Below are 21511 nucleotides of genomic sequence, written 5' to 3'. Positions count from 1 at the left end.
CGGGTGCCGGTAACATGCGGGAAACCTGCGGTAGGCAGCCTTTCCGGAAGGATCGTGCACCCGACCCGCCTTATCCCGCAATTCCGTGCAAAGTGGGTCGGGAAAACCCGCCAGGTAGCACGCAGAACCTAAGCTCACGCCATTCCTTTCGCGGTTGGACCTGGAGGATTGGTGTATCGCAAATCGATTCTTGCGCTGTCGGTGACGGCCGCGGTCGCGCTGGGCGCGGTCGGCTGTGGTGCCGGTGGGGGAACCACCGACACCATCAATATGTCGCTGAACACCGATCCGGCGACCTTCGACCCGGCGCTCGCCAAGGGCGGCGACGACTTCACCGTGGCGCGACTGCTGTTCGACACGGTGGTGCGCAAGGACGCGGGCAACACCCTCGCGGGTGGGGTCGCGTCCTCGTGGACCGCCGAGGACGCCGCGCACTACACGCTCACCATCCGCAACGGACTGAACTGCTCGGACGGTACGCCGATCACGCCGACCGTGGTGGCGGCCTCACTGACGCGGTTCGCGGCCAAGGAGACGGGTTCCTCGGGTCGTACGCTGGCCCTGGGCGGGGCCACCGCGACGTTCACGCCCGATGACAAGGCGGGCACGGTGAAAGCCGAGTTGTCGGCTCCGTGGTCCGACTTCCTCACCGGGCTGACCCTGCCGCAGGCCGGGATCGTGTGCCCGGCGGGCCTGAAGGACACCAAGGGACTCGCGGCGGGCAAGGTCGCCGGGGCGTTCTCCGGCCCCTACTCCCTGACCGCCTCGCAGCCCGCGGTGTCCTACCAGCTGTCGCTGCGCGAGGGATATGCGGCCTGGCCGAAGTTCGCCAAGCCGCTGACGGGCGTGGCCGCCAAGCAGGTGACTCTCACGCCGATCACCGACTACGCGACGATCGCCACCCAGCTGCTGGCCGGCAGCCTGGACGTCGGGACGATCAGCGACGAGAACGTGGCCCGCTTCGACGGCAACAAGGGGTTCACCTCGTCGGTCGCCTCGAACACCACGACGTACCTGCTGTTCAACGAGCGTCCCGGGACGGTGTTCGCGGACAAGCCGGAGCTGCGCACCGCGGTGGCCCAGGCCATCGACGCGAAGGCCTTCAGCGACATCATCAGCGGCAAGCGCGGCAGCACGACCCTGTCGGTCGGGTCGGCCAAGCTGGCCTGTGTCAACACCGACAAGTCGCTGCTGGTCGCCCAGGATCTCGCCGCCGCCACCAAGAAGCTGACCGGGCTCCGCTTCCGCATCGTCGGCACCACCCTGCTGCAGGGCGGCAACGACTACATCGCCGAGGCGCTGCGCAACGCCGGCGCCACCGTGACCGTCGACTCGCTCGACAACGCCAACTGGGCCACGCTGACCACGGCCGGCGGCAAGGACTGGGACATCAACGTCCAGGGCGACAACAACCAGCTGGGCGTCCTCACCTCCTCCCTGCTGCGGGTGATGGGCCCGGCCACCGAGGACGGCGGCCGCAACAAGACGGGCGAGCTCAACAAGGAGGGGTACGGCTTCGTCACCAAGGCGATGAGCGAGATCGACCGCAACGCGCAGTGCTCGGCCCTCCAGTCCGCGCAGAAGTCGTTCCTGAAGCGGGTCGACGCGATCCCGCTGGCGACCCTGCCCGCCACCACGGTCGCCGCCGCCGGGTTCGACATCCGGACCTTCGACGACTACCTCGACCCCGCCACGCTCCGCATCGTCAAATAGCTCCAATAGCCGGAAGGCGCGTCAGTCATGGCCTCTCTCGATTCCACGCGTGCTCTGGGGGTCCCCCCACCGGACCCCCTGACCGGAGCGCGGCAGCGTCCGGCGCGGATCTCCTCCGCCTGGCTCCGATTCGCCGTGCGGCGGCTCGCCAGCCTGGTGGTGATCTTCGTCGCGCTGCTGGTCGTGTCGTTCCTGATCGTCCAGCTCATCCCCGGTGATCCGGCGGTCGGCATCGCCGGCGCCAACGCCGACCTCGCCGACATCCAGCGCATCAGGGGAGAGCTGGGACTCGATCGCCCGATCTGGGAGCGATTCCTCGACCACGTGGGCGGTGTCTTCACCGGGGACCTCGGTACGTCCTTCATGTACCGGCAGCCGGTGTCGTCACTCATCGTGAACCGCCTGCCCTTCACCGCGACCATCGCGGTGACCGGCATCGTCCTGGTCCTGGTGATCTCGGTCCCGCTGGGCATGGTCATCGGGGTGCTCACGCGCGGCGGCCGGCGCAAGTGGCTGGACGTGGCCTTCGGCATGGTCACCGGTTTCCTGGATTCGATTCCCGGCTACATCATGGCGTCGTTCCTGGTCGTGACGTTCGCGCTCGGCATCGGGCTGGTGCCGCTGTTCCCGCCGGCCTACACACCCCGCTTCGGGGCCGCGTCGTTCGTGCTCCCGGCCGTGGCCATCGCGATCGGCCCGATCTGCACCATCTCCCGTGTCGTCCGGCGCGAGATGGCGGTCGTGCTGGAGACCGACTACATGCGGACGGCCCGGGGCTGGCGGCTGCCCGCCCTGCGGCGCCACGTCCGCTGGGCGCTGCCGAACCTGCTCACCACCACGCTCACCCTGAGTGGGCTGATCCTGACCGGCATGGTCGGCGGCGCGATCATCATCGAATCGGTGTTCGCGCTGCCGGGCCTCGGCAGCGGCATCATCAAGGCCATCCTCGACCGCGACTATCCGGTCATCCAAGGCATGGTCCTCGTCATCGGCATGATCACCGCGATCATCAACCTCCTCGTAGACGTCCTGCTCGGACTGATCGACCCACGGACCCTCGGGGGGTCACATGTCTCCGCGTAGCCGTTCGCGCCGCTGGAACCCCGGGCTCGTGCTCGGCCTGGGCGTGCTGGGCTGCGTCGTGCTGATCGCCGTACTGGCCCCGATCCTGTTCGCCGGCCAGGCGAACGCGCTGGGCCCGCGGTTCGCCGCGCCCTCCTCGGATCACCCGCTCGGCACCGACGCGGCCGGCCACGACGTCCTGCTGCGCAGCCTGGTCGCCACCCGCCTCACCCTGCTGATGACGGTCGGCGCGACGGCCATAGCGGTCGTCCTCGGTGTCGTCCTGGGTACGGGCGTCTGGCTCGTACCGCCCCGGGTCAGGGAGATCTGCCTGCGGGTGATCGACGCGATGGTGGCCTTCCCCGGGCTCCTGCTCGCGCTCGTCGTGGCGGCCGTGCTCGGCGCGGGCGGCTCCTCCGCGGTGATCGCCATCGGCCTGTCCGGCATCCCCTACTTCGCGCGCCTGACCGCGAACCTCGCCGCGAAGGTCTCCCAGCAGGAGTACGTCTCGACCGCCCGCCTCCTGGGCGTGAGCCACGGCCGGATCGCGATCCGTCACATGCTGCCCAACATGGCCGAGCCGCTGCTCGTGCTGTCGGCCTCGACGTTCGCGGCCACGCTCACGGCGATCTCCGCGCTGTCGTTCGTGGGCCTCGGCGTCCAGTCGCCCTCCTACGACTGGGGCAAGCTGCTGAACGAGGCCCTGCCGTCGCTCCTGGCGGGCCGGCCCTTCCAGATGGCGGGCTCGGCGGCCCTGGTCATCCTGACCGGGCTGGGCGCGGTCCTGATCGGTGACGGGCTCGCGGCGGCGGCGAACCCTCGGGGGCGCACGGCAGCGGGCCGGAGCACAGCACCTCCCGCCCGCCAGGACGAGGCGGTGCCGGAGAGCGACCACCTCGCCGACGTCCGCGACCTGTGGATCCACTCGGGCGACCAACCGCTGGTCAAGGGCATCTCCTTCGGCATCAGACGGGGAGAGATCGTCGGCATCGTGGGCGAGAGCGGCTCGGGCAAGACCCTCACCGCGATGTCGCTCGCACAGCTGCTGCCGGACGGCCTGACCTCGACGGCCGGCCGCATGGCCATCGGCGATCTGGACCTGCGCCGGCCCGTCGCGCCGGCGCTCATGGCGGAGGCGGTCAGCCTGATCTACCAGGATCCGGGCTCGACGTTCAATCCCGCGCTCCGCATGGGCGGTCAGCTCACCGAGGTGCTGCGTACCCACAAGGGCCTCGGCGCGCAGGCGGCCAGGCAGCGCGTGCTCGACGCGCTCAAGGTGGTCCAGATGACCAGGCCGGAACACCGCATGAAGCAGCATCCGCACGAGCTCTCCGGCGGCATGCGGCAGCGCGCGATGATCGCGACCGCGCTGGCCGTCGAGCCGCGCCTGATCATCGCCGACGAGCCGACGACGGCCCTGGACGTGACCGTCCAGGCCGAGATCCTGCGCGAGCTCAAGCGGGTCAACAGCGAGTTCGGCGCCTCGATCGTGTTCATCTCGCACGACATCGGGGTGGTACGCGCGCTGTGCGACCGCGTCCTCGTGATGTACCACGGGGAGATCGTGGAGGAGATCGCCGCGGTGGACCTCGCCGTGGAGACCGTCCGCCACCCGTACACGAAGAAACTCCTGGAAGCCGCACCCGACATCGACGGCCCCGTGGCCGACCGGCCCAGCGACCCGGAGCACGCGAAGGAGCACTCGCATGGATGAGGCGATCGCCGTCGAGGTGCGCGACCTCGAGGTGGGCTACGGCTGGGGCGGCAACGCGACGCGCATCCTGCACGGCATCACGATGGACGTCCCCAGGGGCCGTACGGTCGGCATCGTCGGAGAGTCAGGATCGGGCAAGTCGACGCTGGCCAAGGCGCTGGTCGGGCTCGTCCGGCCGTCGGCGGGCAGCGTCAAGGTCGGCGGCGTGCACGTGTCCTCCGCACGCGGCGCGGACCGCCGGGCGATGCGGCGGAAGGTCCAGATGATCCCGCAGGACCCCTACTCGTCACTTGATCCCCGCCGCACGATCGGCGAGGCACTCGCCGAGGCCATGGACCCGCGCCGGGCGAAGGTGAAGACGCACCGGGACGAGATCGTCCACTGGCTCGAGACCGTCAGGATGCCGGCCGACACCATCGACCGCTATCCCCACGAGTGCTCCGGAGGACAGCGGCAACGGGTGGCCATCGCCCGCGGCCTGATGATCCGGCCCGAGGTGGTGATCGCCGACGAGATCACCTCCGCGCTCGACGTCTCGGTCCAGGCGGAGATCCTCAACCTCCTCGCGAGCCTGCGCCGCGAACTCGATCTGACCATGGTGTTCATCTCGCACAACCTCGCCGTCATCCGGCACGTGAGCGACGAGGTCGTGGTGCTCTACCACGGCGACATCGTCGAACAGGCCCCGGCGGCGGATCTTTATCAGCGCCCGCGGCACGAGTACACGCGCACCCTGCTCGACTCGGTGCCGGGCGCACCAGGCTTCGACATCCGGCCCAGGCCACGGAAGGACGCCTCTTGAGGCTGCAGCGAAAACTTCGGCTCACCAACGTCAGGATCATCGACGGCACCGGAGGCCCGCCCATCGAGGACGGCGTGCTGGAGGTGACCTCGGACGGCGTCATCGGGTTCGTCGGCAGGGCGGCCGAGGCCCCGGACGGCCGCGACGCGGACGTACGCGATCTGCGGGGCCGGACGCTTCTGCCCGGATTCATCGACTGTCATGTGCATCTGGGGTTCGCCCTGGCGAACGGGCCGTACCACCGCCTCCAGAACGACCCGGCCCTGATCCACCTGGAGTCCGCCGCGCGGATCCGGGAGACGCTCGAGGCGGGCATCACCAGCGCGCGCGATCTCGGCGGGCTGTCCATGGGCTTCCGCGAGGCGATCGAGCGCGGGCTGATCGCCGGACCCCGGCTGAAGCTGGCGGTGAGCCCGATCAGTCACACCGCGGGCCACGGGGACTTCCATGTGCCCGGCGGAGAGGTCGCCTACACCGTCCCCGAGCTGATCGAGCTGGCCGACACCGTGGAGGAGGCCCGCCGGGCGACGCGCCGGGTACTCCGCCAGGGGGCCGACCTCGTCAAGATCTGCACCAGCGGTGGCATGGGCAGCAGGCACGACCATCCCGACGACGAGGGCCTGCGCCTGGACGAGGTACGGGCGATCGTCGACGAGCTCGACCGGCACGGCGGCAAGCCGATCGCCGCCCACGCGCAGGGGCGCGTGGGGATCCTGACCGCCCTGCGGGGCGGGGTGACCAGCGTCGAGCACGGGTACGGCATCGACGACGAAGGACTCGATCTCCTGGAGGAGCGCGGCGCCTTCCTCGTCCCGACCCTGTCGACCGTGTTCGCGATCGACAAGGAGAAGATGCAGCCCTACCACTACGCCAAGAAGGTGAAGTGGTCCGAGATCACCAAGAAGAACATCGGTCACGCGATCGCGCGCAAGGCCAAGATCGCCTTGGGCACGGATGCGGGGGTGTGCCCGCACGGCCAGAACCTGCGCGAGCTCGGCCATCTCGTCGAGCTCGGCATGTCCCCGATGGACGCCCTCGTCGCCGGCACCCGGACCGGGGCCGAGGCGCTCGGCATCTCCGACGAGGTGGGCACGCTGGAGACGGGCAAGCTCGCCGACCTCGTGGTCACCGACGCCGATCCGCTGCGCGACATCCACGCGCTGGCCGATCCCGCGCACATCGAGATCGTGATGCAGGCGGGCGTCGTCATGAAGGACGACGTCATGAATAAGCTCGGGACGGCCGGCTGACTCCGCCGAGTGGAAGTCGGGGGCCGGACGGGTCATCCAACGGCAAGGGGTGCGCTTTGAGCTCGGCGAGCTGGGGTTCCACCGTCAGGGGTGGCGCAGCCCGGATCCGTCGTTCACGATGAGGGCTCGGATCACCATGACAGGGAAGGGTCAAATCGCATGCGTTTACCTGTTCACCTGGCGCTGGGCGCCCTGGTCGCCGCCGCTCTGCTGACGGTCCAGTCCGTGGCGTCGGCCCAGGCGGCGGTGAGGTTCCACGCCGACTCCGGCGACTCATGCTTTCGCGGGATCACCGAAGGGACGCTGGACTGGACGGCGGGGCCGGTGATCCGGCCGACCGTCAAGGTCGACGGGTACCTGTCCGATGACGCCGCCCTCTCGCCCTGCTCTCGGGACGGCATGTACTCCAGCGCCGTCTTCAACGCCTACAACGGCACCACTCTCGTCGACTCGGAGACCTACAAGGCGGACGACGCCCAGGTCCCGCTCTCCTTCTCGCTGTCGGATCCGGCGGGGGTCGCCGCCATCGATCGCGTGGTCGTACAGGTGTGCCGGTTCAGCAGTTCGCCGATCGGGGTCAGCTACTGCGGCAAGGCCGCGGAGTACAAGATGCCCTGAATACCGTCATGAAGGGCCTCTGGAAGGCTGGCGAACTATCCCGCTGAGCACGTCGTCCAGGGTGACCACGCCGAGCACCTGCCCCTTGTCGCCGGTCACGGCGGCGAGCTGGGCGCGGCGCTGACGCATGGTCGCCAGGACGTCCGCGAGCGTCGCCGTGCCGGCGATCAGCGGCAGGGCGCGGATCGGCAGCGGCTGACGGATTCCGTGCCCGTTGAGCGCGTCCAGGACGTGCAGGTAGCCCCGCAGCTCGGCGGGGCTGTCACCGTGCACGGGGAAGCGGGAGTGCCCGTGGCGGCCCGAGTATTCCTGCAGTCCGAGGCTGTCGATCGTCGCGGGGACACTCACCACCTCGCCGATGGGCACCATGACCGTCCGGACCGGCCGGGCGTGCAGCGCGAGCGTGGCGATCATCCGGTCCCGCTCGTCCTGCCGCAGCAGTTTGTGCCGGCGGGACTCCTCGATCAGCACCGGCAGCTCCGCCGAGGTGTAGACGGTGTGGATCTCGTCGGCCGGCGGGATCCGCAGCAACCGCAGCGCCGCACCCGCCATGGCCTGGATCAACGTGAGCACCGGGCCGATCGCCCGGGCCAGAACGAACAACGGGGGCACCAGCCACAGCGCCGCCGTGTCCGGGCCGGACAGCGCCAGGTTCTTCGGCACCATCTCCCCGATGATCACGTGCGCGGACACCACCAGGAGCAGCGCCAGCGTGAAGGCGACCGGATGCACCATCTCCTCGGGCAGCCCCACGGCCGCGAACAGCGGCTCCACCGCCCGCGAAACCACCGGTTCGCCGAACGCGCCGAGCATCAGCGAGGCCAGCGTCACGCCCAGCTGGGCCGCGGCGAGCATCTTGGGCACCGTGTTCATGGCGGCGAGCACCGCCTGCGCCCGGCGCGAACCCGCCCGCGCCTGCGGCTCGACCTGGGTATGGCGCGCCGAGATGAGGGCGAACTCGGCGCCCACGAAGAACCCGTTGACCGCCAGAAGCAGCACCAGGGCCAAGCCGTCGCCGATGGTCACGGATGCTCCCGCCTCGGCGCGGTGAGAGTGACCTGCTCGATGCGCCGGCTACGCATGGCCTCCACCCGGAGCCTCCACCCGCCCACCTCCACCTCGTCGCCAGGATCGGGGATGCTGCCGAGCCGGGCCAGCACCAGCCCCGCGAGCGTCTCGTAGGGCCCTTCAGGCATGCGGAAGCCGGTACGTTCCTCGACCTCGTCCGCCGTCAGCACGGCCGGCACGCTCACCGAGGCGCCCGGCGCGAGCAGCGCGGCCTTGGGCTCCGCCGACTCCTCCTCCGGCAGGTCGTACTCGTCGGCGATGTCGCCGATCAGCTCCTCCACCAGGTCCTCCGCGGTGACGACGCCCGCGAAGCCGCCGTACTCGTCGATCACCACGGCCATCTCGACGCCCGTCGAGCTGAGCCGTTCCTGGACCACCTCCAGGCTCACCGACTCGGGCACCTGGACCGCCGGCCGGACGATCGCGGACACCGGCGTCCGCTCCCGCTCCTGCTCCGGCACGGCGCACGCGCGCGGCACGCTCGCCACGCCCAGGATGTCGTCCAGTTCCGTGCCGCACACGGGGATGCGCAGATGCCGGGTGCGGCGGGCCAGCCTGAGGAACTCGGCGACGCTGGTGGATCCGGCTATGGTCACGCAGTCCGTACGAGGGGTCATCGCCTCCGCCGCGTTCTTGCCGCCGAAGCGCAGGGCCCGCTGGAGCATGGCGGCGGTGCTCGGCTGGAGCGCCCCCGCCTCCGCCGACAGGCGTACGAGCAGGCTCAGCTCCTCGGGGGAGCGGGCCGAGGCGAGCTCCTCCTGCGGCTCGGCCCCCAGCCACCGGACGATGCCGTTGGCCACCGCGTTGCACAGCTTGATCAGCGGCCCGAACGCGGCGGAGAACACCCGCTGCGGCGGCGTCGCCACCCTGGCCACGGCCATCGGCCTCGACAGGGCGGCGTTCTTGGGCACCAGCTCGCCCAGGACCATCTGCGCCACCGTGGAGATGACGATCGCCAGGGCGACGGCGACGCCGGGAGCGGCGGGGACGCTACCCAGAAGCGGCTCCAGCAGGCCGGCGATGGCGGGCTCGGACACGACGCCGAGCAGCAGCGACGTGACGGTGATGCCCAGCTGCGCCCCGGACAGGTGGAACGACAGCCGCCGCACCGCGGCCTCGATCCCCTGCGCGCCCCGGTCTCCGGACTCCGCCAGCTGATGGACCCGTACGCGCTCGACCGTCACCAGGGAGAACTCCGCCGCGACGAAGATCCCGTTGGCCACGATCAAGGCCAGCGCCCCGAGCAGGAAGACCACATTCAGGATCACGGGCGAAAGCTAGCACCGGCGAAGGACTGGTGGAAGCCAACGCGGCGCGACGACCGGCACCGGCGTAAGCCGGCGAGTGGGAAGCTTGGGGCGTGCGTGTGATGCTGCTGGGTCCGTTCGAGACGCGGGCCGACGACGGCCGGCCGATCGAGATCCCGGGCACGAAGTTGCGCGCGCTGCTGGCCAGGCTCGCGCTGGAGGCGGGTCGGGTCGTGCCGGTGGAGGTTCTCATCGCGGCCATCTGGGGCGATGAGCCGCCGGCGGGCAGCGCCAACGCTCTGCAGGCCCTGGTCTCCCGCACTCGCCGGTTGGTCGGCGCCGCGACGATCGAGTCGCAGCCGCCCGGCTACCGGCTGGCGATCGAGCCCGCCGAGGTCGACGTCACGCGCTTCGAGAAGCTGGTGAGCGTCGGCGACCTCGCGGCGCTGCGCGCGGCCGAAAGCCTGTGGCGCGGGCCCGCGTTCGCGGAGTTCGCCGACCTGCCGTTCGCCGCTCACGAGGGAGTACGCCTGGCCGAGCTGCGCCTGTCGGCCGCCGAACAACGCCTGGAGCTCGAACTCGCCGAAGGCGCCGACGTCCTCGCCGAGCTGCGCCCACTGGCCGCCGCCCATCCCTTGCGCGAGCGCCTGCAGGGCCTGCTGATGCGCGCGCTCTACGCGGCCGGCCGGCAGGCGGACGCGCTGGACGCCTACGAGCGGACCCGGCGCACGCTGGCCGACGAGCTGGGTGTCGACCCGTCGGCGGAGCTGGCCGAGGTCCACCTGAGCCTCCTCCGGCACGACCCTCGGCATCAACCTCGCCGTCGGACCCGGCGTACCAATCTGCGCGCTCAGGTGACCAGCTTCGTCGGCCGGGAGGAGGAACTGGCGCAGCTGACCAAGGCGCTGGAAGCCGCCCGCCTGGTCACCGTCGTCGGGCCGGGCGGCGCGGGCAAGACCCGGCTGGCCACCGAGGTCGCCCAGCGCTCCGCCGAGCTCGCCCCCGACGGCGTCTGGCTGGTCGAGCTGGCGGCGGTGACGGAGCCGCTCGACGTCGCCCACGCCGTGCTCACGGCGATCGGCGCCAGGGACTCCGGCTGGTTCGAGCCCGCGCCCACCGACGGCACCCCGGCTCGCGGCACCCCGGACCGTGACGCCCCGGACCGCGATGCCGCGGCTCACGATGCCCCGGCTCGTGACGTCATTGACCGGCTGGCCCAGGCGCTGGACCGGCTGTCCGAGGAGCTGGACGGCCGGCGGGTGCTGCTCGTCCTGGACAACTGCGAGCACGTCGTGTGGGCCGTCGCGCACTTGGCCGACCGGCTGCTCGGTGCCTGTCCCGACCTGCGCGTCCTGGCGACGAGCCGGGAGTCGATGGCCATCGCGGGGGAGAGTCTCTATCCCATCCCGCCCCTGGAGTGGCCGGCGGCCGCGGTGCGCGATCCGCGGTCCTATCCGGCCGTGCGGCTCTTCGTCGAGCGCGCGGCCCTGGTCCGCCCCGGCTTCGTACTGAACGAGGACAACACCAGTACGGTCGTCGAGATCTGCGGACGGCTCGACGGGATGCCACTGGCCATCGAGCTGGCCGCCGCGCGGATGCGCGCGTTGAGCGTCGAGCAGATCGCCGCCAAGCTCGACGACCGGTTCCGCCTGCTCAGCAGCGGCAGCCGTACGGCGCTGCCCCGGCATCAGACCTTGCAGGCGGTCGTGGACTGGAGCTGGGACCTGCTGTCCGGCCGCGAACGCGAACTCGCGATGCTCCTGGCCGCCTTTCCCGGCGGCGCCACCCTCGACGCGCTCGAAACGGTTGGCGGACATGCCGCCGACACCCCCCAAGGGGCCAGCGGACCGCATGCCGCCGACGTGCTGGACGTCCTCACTGCCCTGGTGGACAAGTCCCTGGTCGAGCCGTCCGGTGAGCGCTACCGCATGCAGGAGACCGTCCGGTCGTACGGGATGGCGCGGCTGACCGAGGCCGGGCAGGACCGGGCCGTCCGTGACCGGCACGCCCGCTACTTCCTCCGGTTCGCCGAGACCGCCGACCCCGAGCTGCGCAAGGCGGACCAGCTCCACTGGCTGGCGCGGCTGCGGGCCGAGGACGACAATGTCCTGGCCGCGATGAGGCTCGCGGCCGACGTCGGGGACGCGGAGCTGGGCGTACGGCTCCTCGCGGCAGTCTGGTGGTTCTGGTACTTGGAGGGCAGGTCCCTCGAGGGCATGCACTGGGCGCGCGCCGTCCTCGACCTGCCCGGCGAGGTGCCCGAGGCCCAGCGCCCGGTGCGGCTGGTGCTGGAGGCGTTCGCCCACCACGGGCTCGGTGCGGTCGAGGCGGCCCGGCAGGCGATGAACACCGGCCTGGAGCTGCGCGACCGGCTGGGCGATGGGGTGTCCGGATGGGTTCTGCTGCTCTTCGCGCCCATCTGGCTGGGCGATCCCGCGGGCGCCGCGCGTTCGGCCGATCGGCTGCTGCCGCGCCTCACCGGCTGGGAGCGCGCGACGACGCTGATGACGCAGTCGATCGTGGCGGAGTACGAGGGCGAGGTCACTCACGCCTTTACCCTCCTGGACGAGGCCCGCCGAGAACTGGAGGCCCTCGGCGAACGCTGGGCCCTGTCCTCGGCGTTACGCGTACTGGCCGAGCACCACGCCCGCCAGGGCGACCTGAGCGCCTCGATCGACGCGCGGCTGGAGGCGCTCCGCCTGGCCGGCGAGCTCGGCATCCTCGAAGATCAGGCGGCCATCCTGGCCGGCCTCGCGATCACCCGCGCGCGGCTGGGCGAGCTCGACCAGGCACAGAGCGACATGCTCGCGGCCTGGGACTTCGCCGAGCAGCTGCGCAAGCAGGAAGGCATCGAGTACATCCGGCTGGCGCGGGCCGAGGTCCTGCTCAGAAGCGGCGATCGGGCGGCTGCCCGGCGCGAGCTCGATGCGGTGGAGGCCATGGCTCTCCACTCTCCGGTTCGGGCGTCGGCCGGCTGCTACCGGGCCATGGCCGCCCTGCTCGACGGCGACGCCGACGGCGCCCGGCCGCTGCTCGACACCGCGATCGAGCTGGCCGCCGACGCGGTGGACATGCCGACCCTGGCCGGCGCGGCACACCTGCGCGCCGCGCTCGCCCTGGCCGACGCCGAGCCCACGCGCGCCGCCCACCTGCTCGGCCTGGCCACCGCACTGCGGGGAACGACGGACCTGAGCGGCTTCGACAACCTGCTGCGACCCACCGAACGCGCCCGCGCCCTACTCGGTGAGGCGGCCTTCACCACGGCCTACGACCGCGGCGCCGCACTCACACGTGACGCCGCGATCCAGGCCGTACGCGGCCACTAGCGCGATGTCCGCGACCGTTCGCCGCCTCTCCCCGCGGAGGGGGTGTCCCCGCAGGAACCCCTGCCGTGACAGACCGTCTCCTTCCTGGGGACCTCTCCCTCTGGAGGGGTGTCTCCGCAGGGGCCCTGCTGTGACGGACCGTCTCCCTCCTGGGGACCTCTGCCACGAGGTGCCTCGCCGCGCTGTCCTTTGCGAGTCGTGTCATATATTCATTATGAACAGCGGAAAGTAGGGGGAATCGTGAGTGCAGAGCCGGGGCCGCGCCGCTACGACTCGTTGCGCCGGGCGACGCAGGCGCGGGAGACGCGGGCCGAGATCGCCGGGGCCGCTCGCCGGCTCTTCGTCTCCCAAGGGTGGGCGGCGACGACCGTCCGCGACGTGGCGCGCGAGGCGGGAGTCTCCGTACCGACGGTCTACGCGGTGTACGGGAACAAGGCGGGGCTGACCCAGGCCCTCGTCGACGCCGCCGACCTGTCGGCCGATGTCGCCCGGGAGCTCGCCGAGCTGGAAGCCGCGGCGGCGGATCCCCGTCGGCAACTGGCGGCGATGGCCGCCTACGACCGGCGGCTGTTCGAGCGCGCGGGCGATGTCATCACGCTGGTGCGCGAGGCCGGCCGCACCGAGCCCGAACTGGCCGCGGCCTACCGCGACGCCCGCCGGCGGGGCGACGAGACGCGGGTCCAGGTGTTCTCCTCCTGGCCGGCCGGGGTGCTGCGGGACGGGCTGGACGTGCGGTCGGCCGTCGACATCTACGCGGCCCTGTGCACCATCGACGTCTACACCACGCTCACGACCGAACGCGGCTGGGCGCCGGATCGGGTCCAGCAGTGGTGGAGCGAGTCCCTGGCCCGCGAACTCCTGGCCTGAAGCCCTGGCTCGCGGAAGTCGGGAAAAAACTTCCGGCCGGATGTAGAGAACGGCGGCGCGGCTCCGACTCCACCACGAAAGCGAAGAACGCCGAGTGAAGGAGCGGGACATGCGCAAGATCATCTACTGGGTGCACGCGTCGATCGACGGCCACATCGACGGGCCGAAGGGCGAGTTCGACTGGCCCGAGATGGGCGAGGAGCTGTCGGCGTACTCCGACGCGCTGACCGACAGATCCGACACCTTCCTGTACGGGCGTGGCGTGTGGGAGGGGATGGCGAGCTTCTGGCCGAACGCCGAGTCGATGTCGGACCACCCGCACGTCCTCAGGTTCGCGCCCATCTGGCGGGACACCCCGAAGATCGTCTTCTCGACCACGCTGAAGGAGACCGAATGGGCCACCAGGGTCATCGGCGAGAACCTCGCTGAGGAGGTCGCCGAGCTCAAGCGGCAGCCCGGCAAGGACCTGCTGCTGACCGGCGGCTCCCGCCTGGCCGCCGCCCTGACCGACCACGGCCTGATCGACGAGTACCACGTCGCGGTGCATCCCGTCGTGCTGGGCGGCGGCAAGCCGCTGTTCGTGCCCCGCGAGGACCGGATCAACCTGCGGCTCGCCGACTCGCGCACCTGCGACTCCCGCGTGGTGGTGATGCGCTACGACCGCACCCGGTAACAGGGCTAGGGGATGCGGCGGGCCGCGGCGGCCGTCCAGGTGCGCAGGTAGGACTCGGCGCCCGCGGCCATGTCCCGCACGATGTCCGGTCCGGCGATGATCCGCATGTCCTCGATCCAGTCGGGCACCAGGCCGTAGTTGGCGACGCCATCCGTGTTGACGTCCCAGACCCGATCGCCGGTACGCAGCCGGTCCAGGGACACGCTTCCGTCGAAGGACGTGAAGGGGTAGGTCACCGGGTTCGCGGCGTTGCCGGTGCGGGGCGCGGGCAGCCGGCCCAGGCCGTTGACGTCCAGGCCGTAGCCGTAGCCGGGGATCTGGTGCGCCTGCCTGAGCGGCTGGGTGCGCCGCCACTCGGCGACGAAGTCCCGCGCGTCGTGCCCGTACTGCGTGATCATCCCGCCAAGGGCGTAGATCCGGTCGAAGTAGCTCGGATCGGCCCAGCTGTGGGAGGAGATCACGCCCGGGTAGCCGGCCGCCTCGAGGATGGCGAGCGTACTGCCGGCGGCCTTCGCGCTCATGTGGTCGAGCTCCACCAGCATGCCCCGGCGGATCATCCCCTTGACCATGTACTCGCCCAGGGCGGTCAGCCCCCTGGTGTTGCAGTGCGGCGCCGGGGGATAGATCGGCAGGGAGACGCCCGGTGGCAGCAGCGCGGCCAGCTGGTCGGGCAGGACTCCGCCGGGATCGATCGGATTGTCGTGCTCGGGCCCGGTGCAGGTACGCGCCTGCCAGAAGGAGCCGGTGCTGAGCAGGTTGCCCAGGTTGACGATGGCGCCCTGGGTGCCGGAGTCGAAGCGTACGCCGCACAGGGCGTTGTCGTACTTGTGGCAGACGAACATGCTCCGTACGCCGAGCGCGTACATCTCGTCCAGCCCGCGGTCGATCTGCCCCTGGGTGCACTGCGGGATGCCGAGGATCTGGCGGCAGCCGAACGGCTCGGAGGTCTCGATGCCCAGAACGACGGCGAGTTTGCCCGCCTCGACCGTCCGCCTGGCCTCGGCCGGGTCGAGCACGATCCTGAACCAGCCTCGTCCGGGCCCGCCGTACTGGGTGTCGATGTAGTCCTGCAGCTCTCGGGCCCGCTGCGCCTCCAGCCTGATCGTGGTCATCTCGTCGCAGGAGTTCTTCTTCAGCGGGTAGATCGCGCACAGCTGGCGGTTGGCCACCAGGTCGTTGACCATGATCCGGAGCCCGCCGCGCCAGGCCCGCTCCACCCACGTGTAGTACGCCTGCTGGTGGGTCAGCGAGTCGTGCGCCGGCCAGTCGCGGAACGTGGGCCAGCCCACCGGGTCGTGGGTGCCGGTCGCTGAGCCGGTGCGGGTGAAGTTCTCGAACCAGGCCAGCTCGCCATGGGGATAGTGATCGGGGCAGTCCGCCAGGGCGCGGGAGATGCCGCCGAGGTCGAACGGCTTCCCGCACAGCAGCATGCCGCCGAACGCCTCGTAGGAGAACAGGTGGCTGTGCGCGTCGACGAACCCACGCACATCGGAGGCCGCCGCCGACCTGCTTTCCGCCGCGACCGCCGACGACCGGCCCCCCGGCGGCGCCAGTAAGGCGGTCAGAAGGAGGAGGACGACGGCGATGGATCGGCGGCGCATCACGGACACCTCACACGGCTGGGGGGCCTGCCGTCAGCATCCGCCGCCCGCGCCACTCCAACAAGGCCCAAACGTGAGCCCATCTCATCACCGCTGTTAGATGCGCTATGTCCGGTCTTTACGGGTTGGGCGTAGCTTGCTGTCGTTGGGCATAATCAAAGAGCTATTCGACAGTGGAGGAGACGCCGCATGAGTGACGAGGCCCGGTGGATCGCAGGAATCGACTCCAGCACACCGAACCTCGCCCGGATGCACGATTACTTCATCGGGGGCAAGGACAACTTCGCCGTTGACCGGGAGGCGGCCGAGGCCGTGCTGGCCACCGCGCCGGAGGTCCGGGTCATGGCGCAGGAGCACCAGGCGTTCCAGGGACGGGTGATCCCGTTTCTCGTGGAGCAGGGCATCACCCAGTTCATCACCCTGGGCTCGGGGCTCCCCAGCGAGGCCAACACCCACGAACTGGCCCGATCCCTCGCCCCCGACGCCCGCGTGGCCTACGTGGACAACGACCCGGTGGTGCTCGCGCACGCCCGCGCGATCCTGGCCCGGGGCGCCGGGACCGGCGTCGTCAAGGGCGACATCCTGCATCCCGCCGAGCTGCTGGCCGACCCCGACCTGCGGGCGGTCATCGACCTCGACCAGCCGGTGGCGGTGCTGCTGTTAGGCGTCCTGCAGTACATCCCGGACGGCCACGAGCCCTTCCGGCACGTGGCCGAACTGCGTGACGCGTTGCCGGCCGGCAGCCACATCGTCATCACGCACGTCGTCTTCGACTCCCGCCCGGAGGTGGCGGAGCCGATCGTCGCCCTCTACCGGAGGATGCTGGGCCACGCCGAAGGCGGCGCCCGTACGCGCGAGACGGTGCTGCCCTTCTTCGACGGGCTCGAACTGGTCGAACCCGGGCTGGTGTACGTCCGGGAGTGGCGGCCCGACAGCCCTTTCCAGTCCGAGAGACCGGAGAAGGCGTGGGTGATGGTCGGCGTCGGCCGCAAGGCCGGGCCCCCGCCCCTGGAGCCCGTTATCGGCCGATGACGCCGATTCGGTAGTCATCACCGGCCCGCGCCCGGAACGTCACCGTGTCTCCGTCCACCCTGTACGCGACCGGACGACCGTGCCCCGCCGTGACCCGCACCCCGCCCCGGAACGCGTCGTTACGGAGCTTGACCTCGCCGCCCTGGTCGGAGGTCAGACGGGCCTCCGACAGCCGCCCGGACGCCCAGGTCAGCCCCACCGTGTGGGCGCCGCGGGCGCGCAGGCCCGTCACCCGGCCGGCCGCCCACGCGGCGGGCAGCGCCGGGAGCAGGTCGATCGCTCCCAGGTGGCTCTGCAGCAGCATCTCCGTCATGCCGGAGGTCGCGCCGAAGTTCCCGTCGATCTGGAACGGCGGGTGGGTGTCCCACAGGTTGGCCAGTGTGCTGGTCTGGAGCTGGTCGCGCAGCAGCTTGTGCGCGCGGTCGCCGTCGAGCAGCCGGGCCCAGAAGTTGATCTTCCACGCCTTGCTCCAGCCGGTGCCCACGTCGGTACGGGCGTTGAGTGAGACCTTGGCCGCCGCCGCGAGCTCCGGCGTCGTACGCGGGGAGATCTGCCGCCCCGGATGCACCGCGAACAGGTGGGAGACGTGCCGGTGGGTCTCCGCCGGGTCGTCGATGTCCTCCTTCCACTCCTGGAGCTGCCCCCACCGGCCGACCCGCAGGCCGGGGTCCAGCTTGGCCAGCACGTCGGCGGCCGCGGCCGCCTGCTGCCGGTCGCCCACCAGCCCCGCGGCTTCACGTAGGTCGGTGAACAGCTGGAAGAGGATCTCCTGCGACATCGACGCTCCGGCGGTGGCCGGGCCGAGCTCGGGGGAGCGGCTGGGGACGGCGACGAGCTTGCCGTCTCTGGGGTCGGTCCGCAGGAAGTCGAGCCAGAACTGGGCGGTCTCCTTCATGATCGGGTACGCGGTCCGCTTCAGGAAGCGCTCGTCCAGCGTGAAGCGGTAGTGGTCGTAGAGCTGCTCGGACAGCCAGGCCCCCGATTCGGGGAAGAAGTAGGCGGGGTGGTCCCAGGCGCCGGTCTGGCCGAAGATGTTCGAGGCGTGGTGGGCGACCCAGCCGCGCGCCCCGTACATCTGCTTGGCGGTGACCCGGCCTGGTTCGCGCAGCCCGTTCACGTAGTCGTGCAGCGGCCGGGCCAGCTCGGCCAGGTTGGTCATCTCGGCGGGCCAGTAGTTCATCTGCAGGTTGATGTTGAGGTGGTAGTCCGACTGCCACGGCGGGGCCTCCTGGAGGTTCCACACGCCCTGGAGGTTGGCGGGCAGCGAACCGGGGCGGGAGGAGGCGATGAGCAGGTAGCGCCCGTACTGGTAGAAGAGCTGCTCCAGCGCCCGGTCGGCGGCCGGGGACGCGCCGTTGCCGTACTGGGCGAGCAGCTCGTCGGTGGGGATGGCGGGCAGGCTTCCTCCCAGATCCAGCCGTACCCGGTCGAACAGCGCGGCGTGGTCGGCCCGGTGCGCGGCCAGCAGCCTGGCGTACCCCTGGCGCGCGGCGGCGTCGACCCGCGCCGTGAGCTTGGCGTGCGGGTCCTCGCCCTTGTAGGTGGGGTAGTCGGCGGCGTAGTCGGTGCCGGTGCCGAGGATGAGGACCACCGAGTCCGCGCCGGTCACGGTGATGGTGCCGTCGGGGTTGTCGGTCCGGCTCCCGCCCTGGTTGAGCACCCGCAGCTGGGCCTCGTACGCCATCCCGTTGCTGGTCAGCGCCCCCTTGACGGTCAGCCTGCCGCGCTCGGCCGTGGCGCTCACCGTGCGGTTGGCCGGCACGGCGATGCCGGCGGTGAAGGTCACGCCGCCGGGCCGGTCGGTGGCGAGCCGGGCCACGATCACGCCCGCGGGCGCGGACGCGAAGTACTCGCGGCTGTGGCGGACGTCGCCGGCCGTGAACGACACGCCCGCCACGCCGCGCGCGAGGTCGAGCCGCCTGCGGTAGTCGCCGGTCTGCTCGGGCAGGCCGGGGAAGGCCAGACGCAGATCGCCGAAGCTCTGGTACGCGCCGAACCGGCGCTGGCGCGGCGTGTCCGACTTCAGCCCGAGCGCGGCCAGGACGTCCTCGGGCGGGATACCGCCCTCCTTCCAGATCCGCTCCCTGATGCCCTCCAGCGCGCCGGGCCGCGGGGCGTCCCAATTGCCGAAGTTGTAGTCGGCCACACCGGGGCCGCCGGTCCACAGGGTCTTGTCGTTGAACTGCAGCCGCTCCGCTCCCACCCCGCCGAACACGGTCGCGCCCATGGCCCCGTTGCCGATCGGCAGCGACCGCGTCTCCCAGCCCTCGTTCGTGTCGGGGGCGGGCTCGTCGTACCACAGCGTGTACGGCATTGCGGCGGGCTCACGAGCCTGCGCCTGTACGGCCGGAACCACGGTCAGCGCCGCGCCGAGAACCAGGACAATCGGCCCTGCCAGAAACCGTCTTCTCATCAAAATGCAACCTATACATCGGAGGTGTGGGTGGAGCGCTGATCGGAGGTCTAGCGGTCGCAGGTCGTGATCCGGGGATGCCAGCGGCAGGCGATGGCGGCGTATCCGCCCTCGTCCGGCACCGGCACCGACAGCCGGCCACGGGGCCCGTCGACCACGTGGCTCTCGCGTACCAGGCCGGTCGGGCCGTCACGGACGACCTCGACCAGCCATCGGCCGCGCAGCATGCTCAGCGGCACGTCGAGCGTGCGCGCCGCGCCCGAGATCCCGGCCCCCACGAACCAGCGGTCGCCGCTGCGGCGGGCCAGCACCACGTGGTCGGCCGGGCGGCCGGACAGCAATCGCGTCTCGTCCCAGGCGGTGGGCACCTGCTCGAGGAAGCGTTCGGCCTCCGGCCTGGCCTGGTAGGACTCGACGGTGCCCGCCAGATCCTGCAGGCCGGACTCGTACGTCACCGCCAGGCCCAGTTCGTGCGCGTCGGAGGTGGGCCGGCCCGCCCGGTGGAAGGCCATGGGCGTGTAGTCCATCGAGCCGACGATGTTCCTGGTGAAGGGCAGGGTGGTGATGTGGGCGGTGGTGAGCGTGCGCTTCTCGCCGCCGTGCACGCCCTCCATGGTCATCACGTGCGGCCAGGTGCGGTGGATGCCCTTGGGGATGGTCGAGCCGTGGAAGTTGACCAGGAGCCGGTTCGCCGCGGTCGCCGGGAGGATCTCGTCGTACCAGCGCAGCCGCTCCTGCGACTCGGAGTCCATGAAGTCGATCTTGACGCCGCGCACGCCCCAGCGGCTCAGGGTGGGCAGCCACAGGGCGCGTTCCTCCGGCGTGTCCAGGTCGCGGAAGTGGATCCAGACGATGATCCCCACGCCCTTGGCCCGCCCGTACTCCACGAGCTTCGGCATCCAGCTGGTGGTCGGCCAGTTCGGATCGGTGACGTCCCATTGGTCCTTCAGGAAGTACCACCCGGCGTCCACCGCCACGTACGGCCAGCCGCGCGCCGAGGCGTAGTCGACGAACGCCTGCTGTTTCTCCAGGCTCTGCCCCGCCTCCCTGCCGCCCGCGAGCCACGTCCACAGCACCTGGCCCGGCGCGATCCACGAGGTGTCGCGGACCCGGGAGCCGGGGGCGAGGTCGTCCACCAGCGTGGACTCGGTGACCGTGGCCAGATCCCCGGCGATCAGCACCCGCCATGGGGTCTCGTCGGCCTGCACTTTTTCATCCCATAGCCGCAGGCTGTAGGTGCCGGTGCCCTCCTCGTGCGCCAGTCGCGGCCCGGAGTAGCCGCCGTCGAGGCCGGACTCGGTGATCAGGAGGTAGTCGCCGCCGCTCTCGAACAGCGCGGGCACCATGTAGTCGCCCGTGGGCGCGGTCAGGGCGGTGTACTGGACGAACGGGTTCTCGTAGTCGCGCCGGTGCAGGGCCAGCCAGGCGGTGGCGTTCTGGGGCGGCGTGTACGCGGACGTCTCGCGCAGGACGGGACCGTAGTCGGCCGGCAGCCGGTACCTGTAGGCGACACCGTCCCGCGCGACCCTGACGACCAGGTCGAGCCGGGCGCCGGTGGTGTTCGCGAAGGTGAACGTCGCCTCGCGCATGAGCGCCGACCGCTTGAGCCGCTTGCCCACCGTGGTGGTGTAGTGCTCGGTCACCAGACGGTCGCGGCGATGCAGGTAGCGCAATCCCTGGGACAGGTCGGCCCGTTCGGTGACGATGCCGACCGGGCTCGGCTCCAGGACCCGGACGCCGTGGCGCGTCGCGGCGAAGGTGAGGGTACCCGCCTGGGGGTCGAGCGAGAGCTCCGCCGCCGGACCGCCGGGTAAGGCGGAGATCGTCCAGCTTGTGGCTGAGGCGGCAGAGGCGGGCAGGGCGGGCAGGAGGAAGAGGCACAGGAGGAGGGCGGCGCACAGACGTATCGGTGTGGCGGTCGGCATGACAGCTCCTGAGGGCCACATACATCGGATGTGTTCCCGGATGGTAACCCGTACAGGTCCGTTTGACCAGGGCCAAGATCGGACCTGTCTCCCACGTGTCAGATCCCGCGATTCAGCCGGAAAGCCAATCTCTTATATCCGGAAAGCAGATAAAAAAGACCGAGATAGAAGTCGCCCGCTGCTCCCGGCATAAGAAATGT

The 21511-nt window shown here is 70.9% G+C and carries 15 protein-coding genes; 10 read left to right on the top strand and 5 right to left on the bottom strand.

Annotated elements, in window-relative coordinates; genetic code table 11:
• Positions 1 to 171: 171 nt before the first annotated feature.
• The 6 genes from AB0C30_RS44990 to AB0C30_RS44965 all read left to right on the top strand — a co-directional run bounded on the left by AB0C30_RS44990 (position 172) and on the right by AB0C30_RS44965 (position 7159).
• Positions 172 to 1713: an ABC transporter substrate-binding protein gene (locus tag AB0C30_RS44990; RefSeq protein WP_357955736.1), complete on the top strand. Its 1542-nt coding sequence runs from the start codon at positions 172 to 174 to the stop codon at positions 1711 to 1713.
• A 27-nt stretch (positions 1714 to 1740) separates the two neighbouring features.
• The gene (locus AB0C30_RS44985; protein WP_357955734.1) at positions 1741 to 2796 is read left to right on the top strand and encodes an ABC transporter permease; all 1056 of its coding nucleotides are present in this window, start codon (positions 1741 to 1743) and stop codon (positions 2794 to 2796) included.
• Positions 2783 to 4489, top strand: coding sequence for a dipeptide/oligopeptide/nickel ABC transporter permease/ATP-binding protein (locus AB0C30_RS44980; RefSeq protein WP_357955731.1), 1707 nt, complete (start codon positions 2783 to 2785; stop codon positions 4487 to 4489). The genes AB0C30_RS44985 and AB0C30_RS44980 overlap by 14 nt, the downstream gene beginning before the upstream one ends.
• Positions 4482 to 5291 carry an ABC transporter ATP-binding protein gene (locus AB0C30_RS44975; protein WP_357955728.1) on the top strand — a complete coding sequence of 270 codons (810 nt, stop codon included), beginning with the start codon at positions 4482 to 4484 and terminating at the stop codon, positions 5289 to 5291. The genes AB0C30_RS44980 and AB0C30_RS44975 overlap by 8 nt, the downstream gene beginning before the upstream one ends.
• The gene (locus AB0C30_RS44970; RefSeq protein WP_357955726.1) at positions 5288 to 6541 is read left to right on the top strand and encodes an amidohydrolase family protein; all 1254 of its coding nucleotides are present in this window, start codon (positions 5288 to 5290) and stop codon (positions 6539 to 6541) included. Before AB0C30_RS44975 ends, AB0C30_RS44970 begins: the two co-directional genes overlap by 4 nt.
• Positions 6542 to 6700: 159 nt before the next feature.
• A complete protein-coding gene (locus tag AB0C30_RS44965; RefSeq protein WP_357955724.1) occupies positions 6701 to 7159 on the top strand; it encodes a hypothetical protein in 459 nt (152 codons plus the stop codon).
• A 6-nt stretch (positions 7160 to 7165) separates the two neighbouring features.
• Here AB0C30_RS44965 and AB0C30_RS44960 read toward each other — a convergent pair whose 3' ends face one another.
• Both AB0C30_RS44960 and AB0C30_RS44955 read right to left on the bottom strand, forming a co-directional pair.
• Positions 7166 to 8185, bottom strand: coding sequence for a hemolysin family protein (locus AB0C30_RS44960; RefSeq protein WP_357955722.1), 1020 nt, complete (start codon positions 8183 to 8185; stop codon positions 7166 to 7168).
• Entirely contained in the window at positions 8182 to 9495 is a 1314-nt protein-coding gene (locus AB0C30_RS44955) for a hemolysin family protein (protein WP_357955720.1), read from the bottom strand. Before AB0C30_RS44955 ends, AB0C30_RS44960 begins: the two co-directional genes overlap by 4 nt.
• A 101-nt stretch (positions 9496 to 9596) precedes the next feature.
• On the opposite strand from AB0C30_RS44955, the gene AB0C30_RS44950 reads away from it, so the two are divergent.
• The 3 genes from AB0C30_RS44950 (at position 9597) to AB0C30_RS44940 (ending at position 14340) form a co-directional block, all read left to right on the top strand.
• Positions 9597 to 12800 (top strand): BTAD domain-containing putative transcriptional regulator, encoded by a 3204-nt coding sequence (locus AB0C30_RS44950; RefSeq protein WP_357955869.1) that lies wholly within the window; start codon positions 9597 to 9599, stop codon positions 12798 to 12800.
• 240 nt (positions 12801 to 13040) lie between these two features.
• Positions 13041 to 13667: a helix-turn-helix domain-containing protein gene (locus tag AB0C30_RS44945; RefSeq protein WP_357955719.1), complete on the top strand. Its 627-nt coding sequence runs from the start codon at positions 13041 to 13043 to the stop codon at positions 13665 to 13667.
• 109 nt (positions 13668 to 13776) lie between these two features.
• Positions 13777 to 14340, top strand: coding sequence for a dihydrofolate reductase family protein (locus tag AB0C30_RS44940; RefSeq protein ID WP_357955717.1), 564 nt, complete (start codon positions 13777 to 13779; stop codon positions 14338 to 14340).
• 5 nt (positions 14341 to 14345) lie between these two features.
• Here AB0C30_RS44940 and AB0C30_RS44935 read toward each other — a convergent pair whose 3' ends face one another.
• A complete protein-coding gene (locus tag AB0C30_RS44935; protein WP_357955715.1) occupies positions 14346 to 15941 on the bottom strand; it encodes a Coagulation factor 5/8 type domain-containing protein in 1596 nt (531 codons plus the stop codon).
• A gap of 189 nt (positions 15942 to 16130) precedes the next feature.
• Between AB0C30_RS44935 and AB0C30_RS44930 the strand changes: the two genes are divergently transcribed.
• Complete coding sequence (locus AB0C30_RS44930; RefSeq protein ID WP_357955713.1) at positions 16131 to 16973, top strand: SAM-dependent methyltransferase; 843 nt, start codon at positions 16131 to 16133, stop codon at positions 16971 to 16973.
• On the opposite strand, the gene AB0C30_RS44925 is transcribed toward AB0C30_RS44930, so the two are convergent.
• On the bottom strand, positions 16960 to 19386 hold the full coding sequence (locus AB0C30_RS44925; RefSeq protein WP_357955711.1) for a glycoside hydrolase family 95 protein: 2427 nt from the start codon (positions 19384 to 19386) through the stop codon (positions 16960 to 16962). The genes AB0C30_RS44930 and AB0C30_RS44925 overlap by 14 nt on opposite strands.
• Before the next feature lie 50 nt (positions 19387 to 19436).
• A complete protein-coding gene (locus AB0C30_RS44920; protein WP_357955709.1) occupies positions 19437 to 21311 on the bottom strand; it encodes a glycoside hydrolase family 97 catalytic domain-containing protein in 1875 nt (624 codons plus the stop codon).
• Positions 21312 to 21511: the final 200 nt, after the last annotated feature.

Origin of the sequence: Nonomuraea sp. NPDC048901 (assembly GCF_040649695.1) — a bacterium.
GTDB lineage: Bacteria > Actinomycetota > Actinomycetes > Streptosporangiales > Streptosporangiaceae > Nonomuraea.
This window is presented reverse-complemented; position numbering and strand designations above follow the sequence as displayed.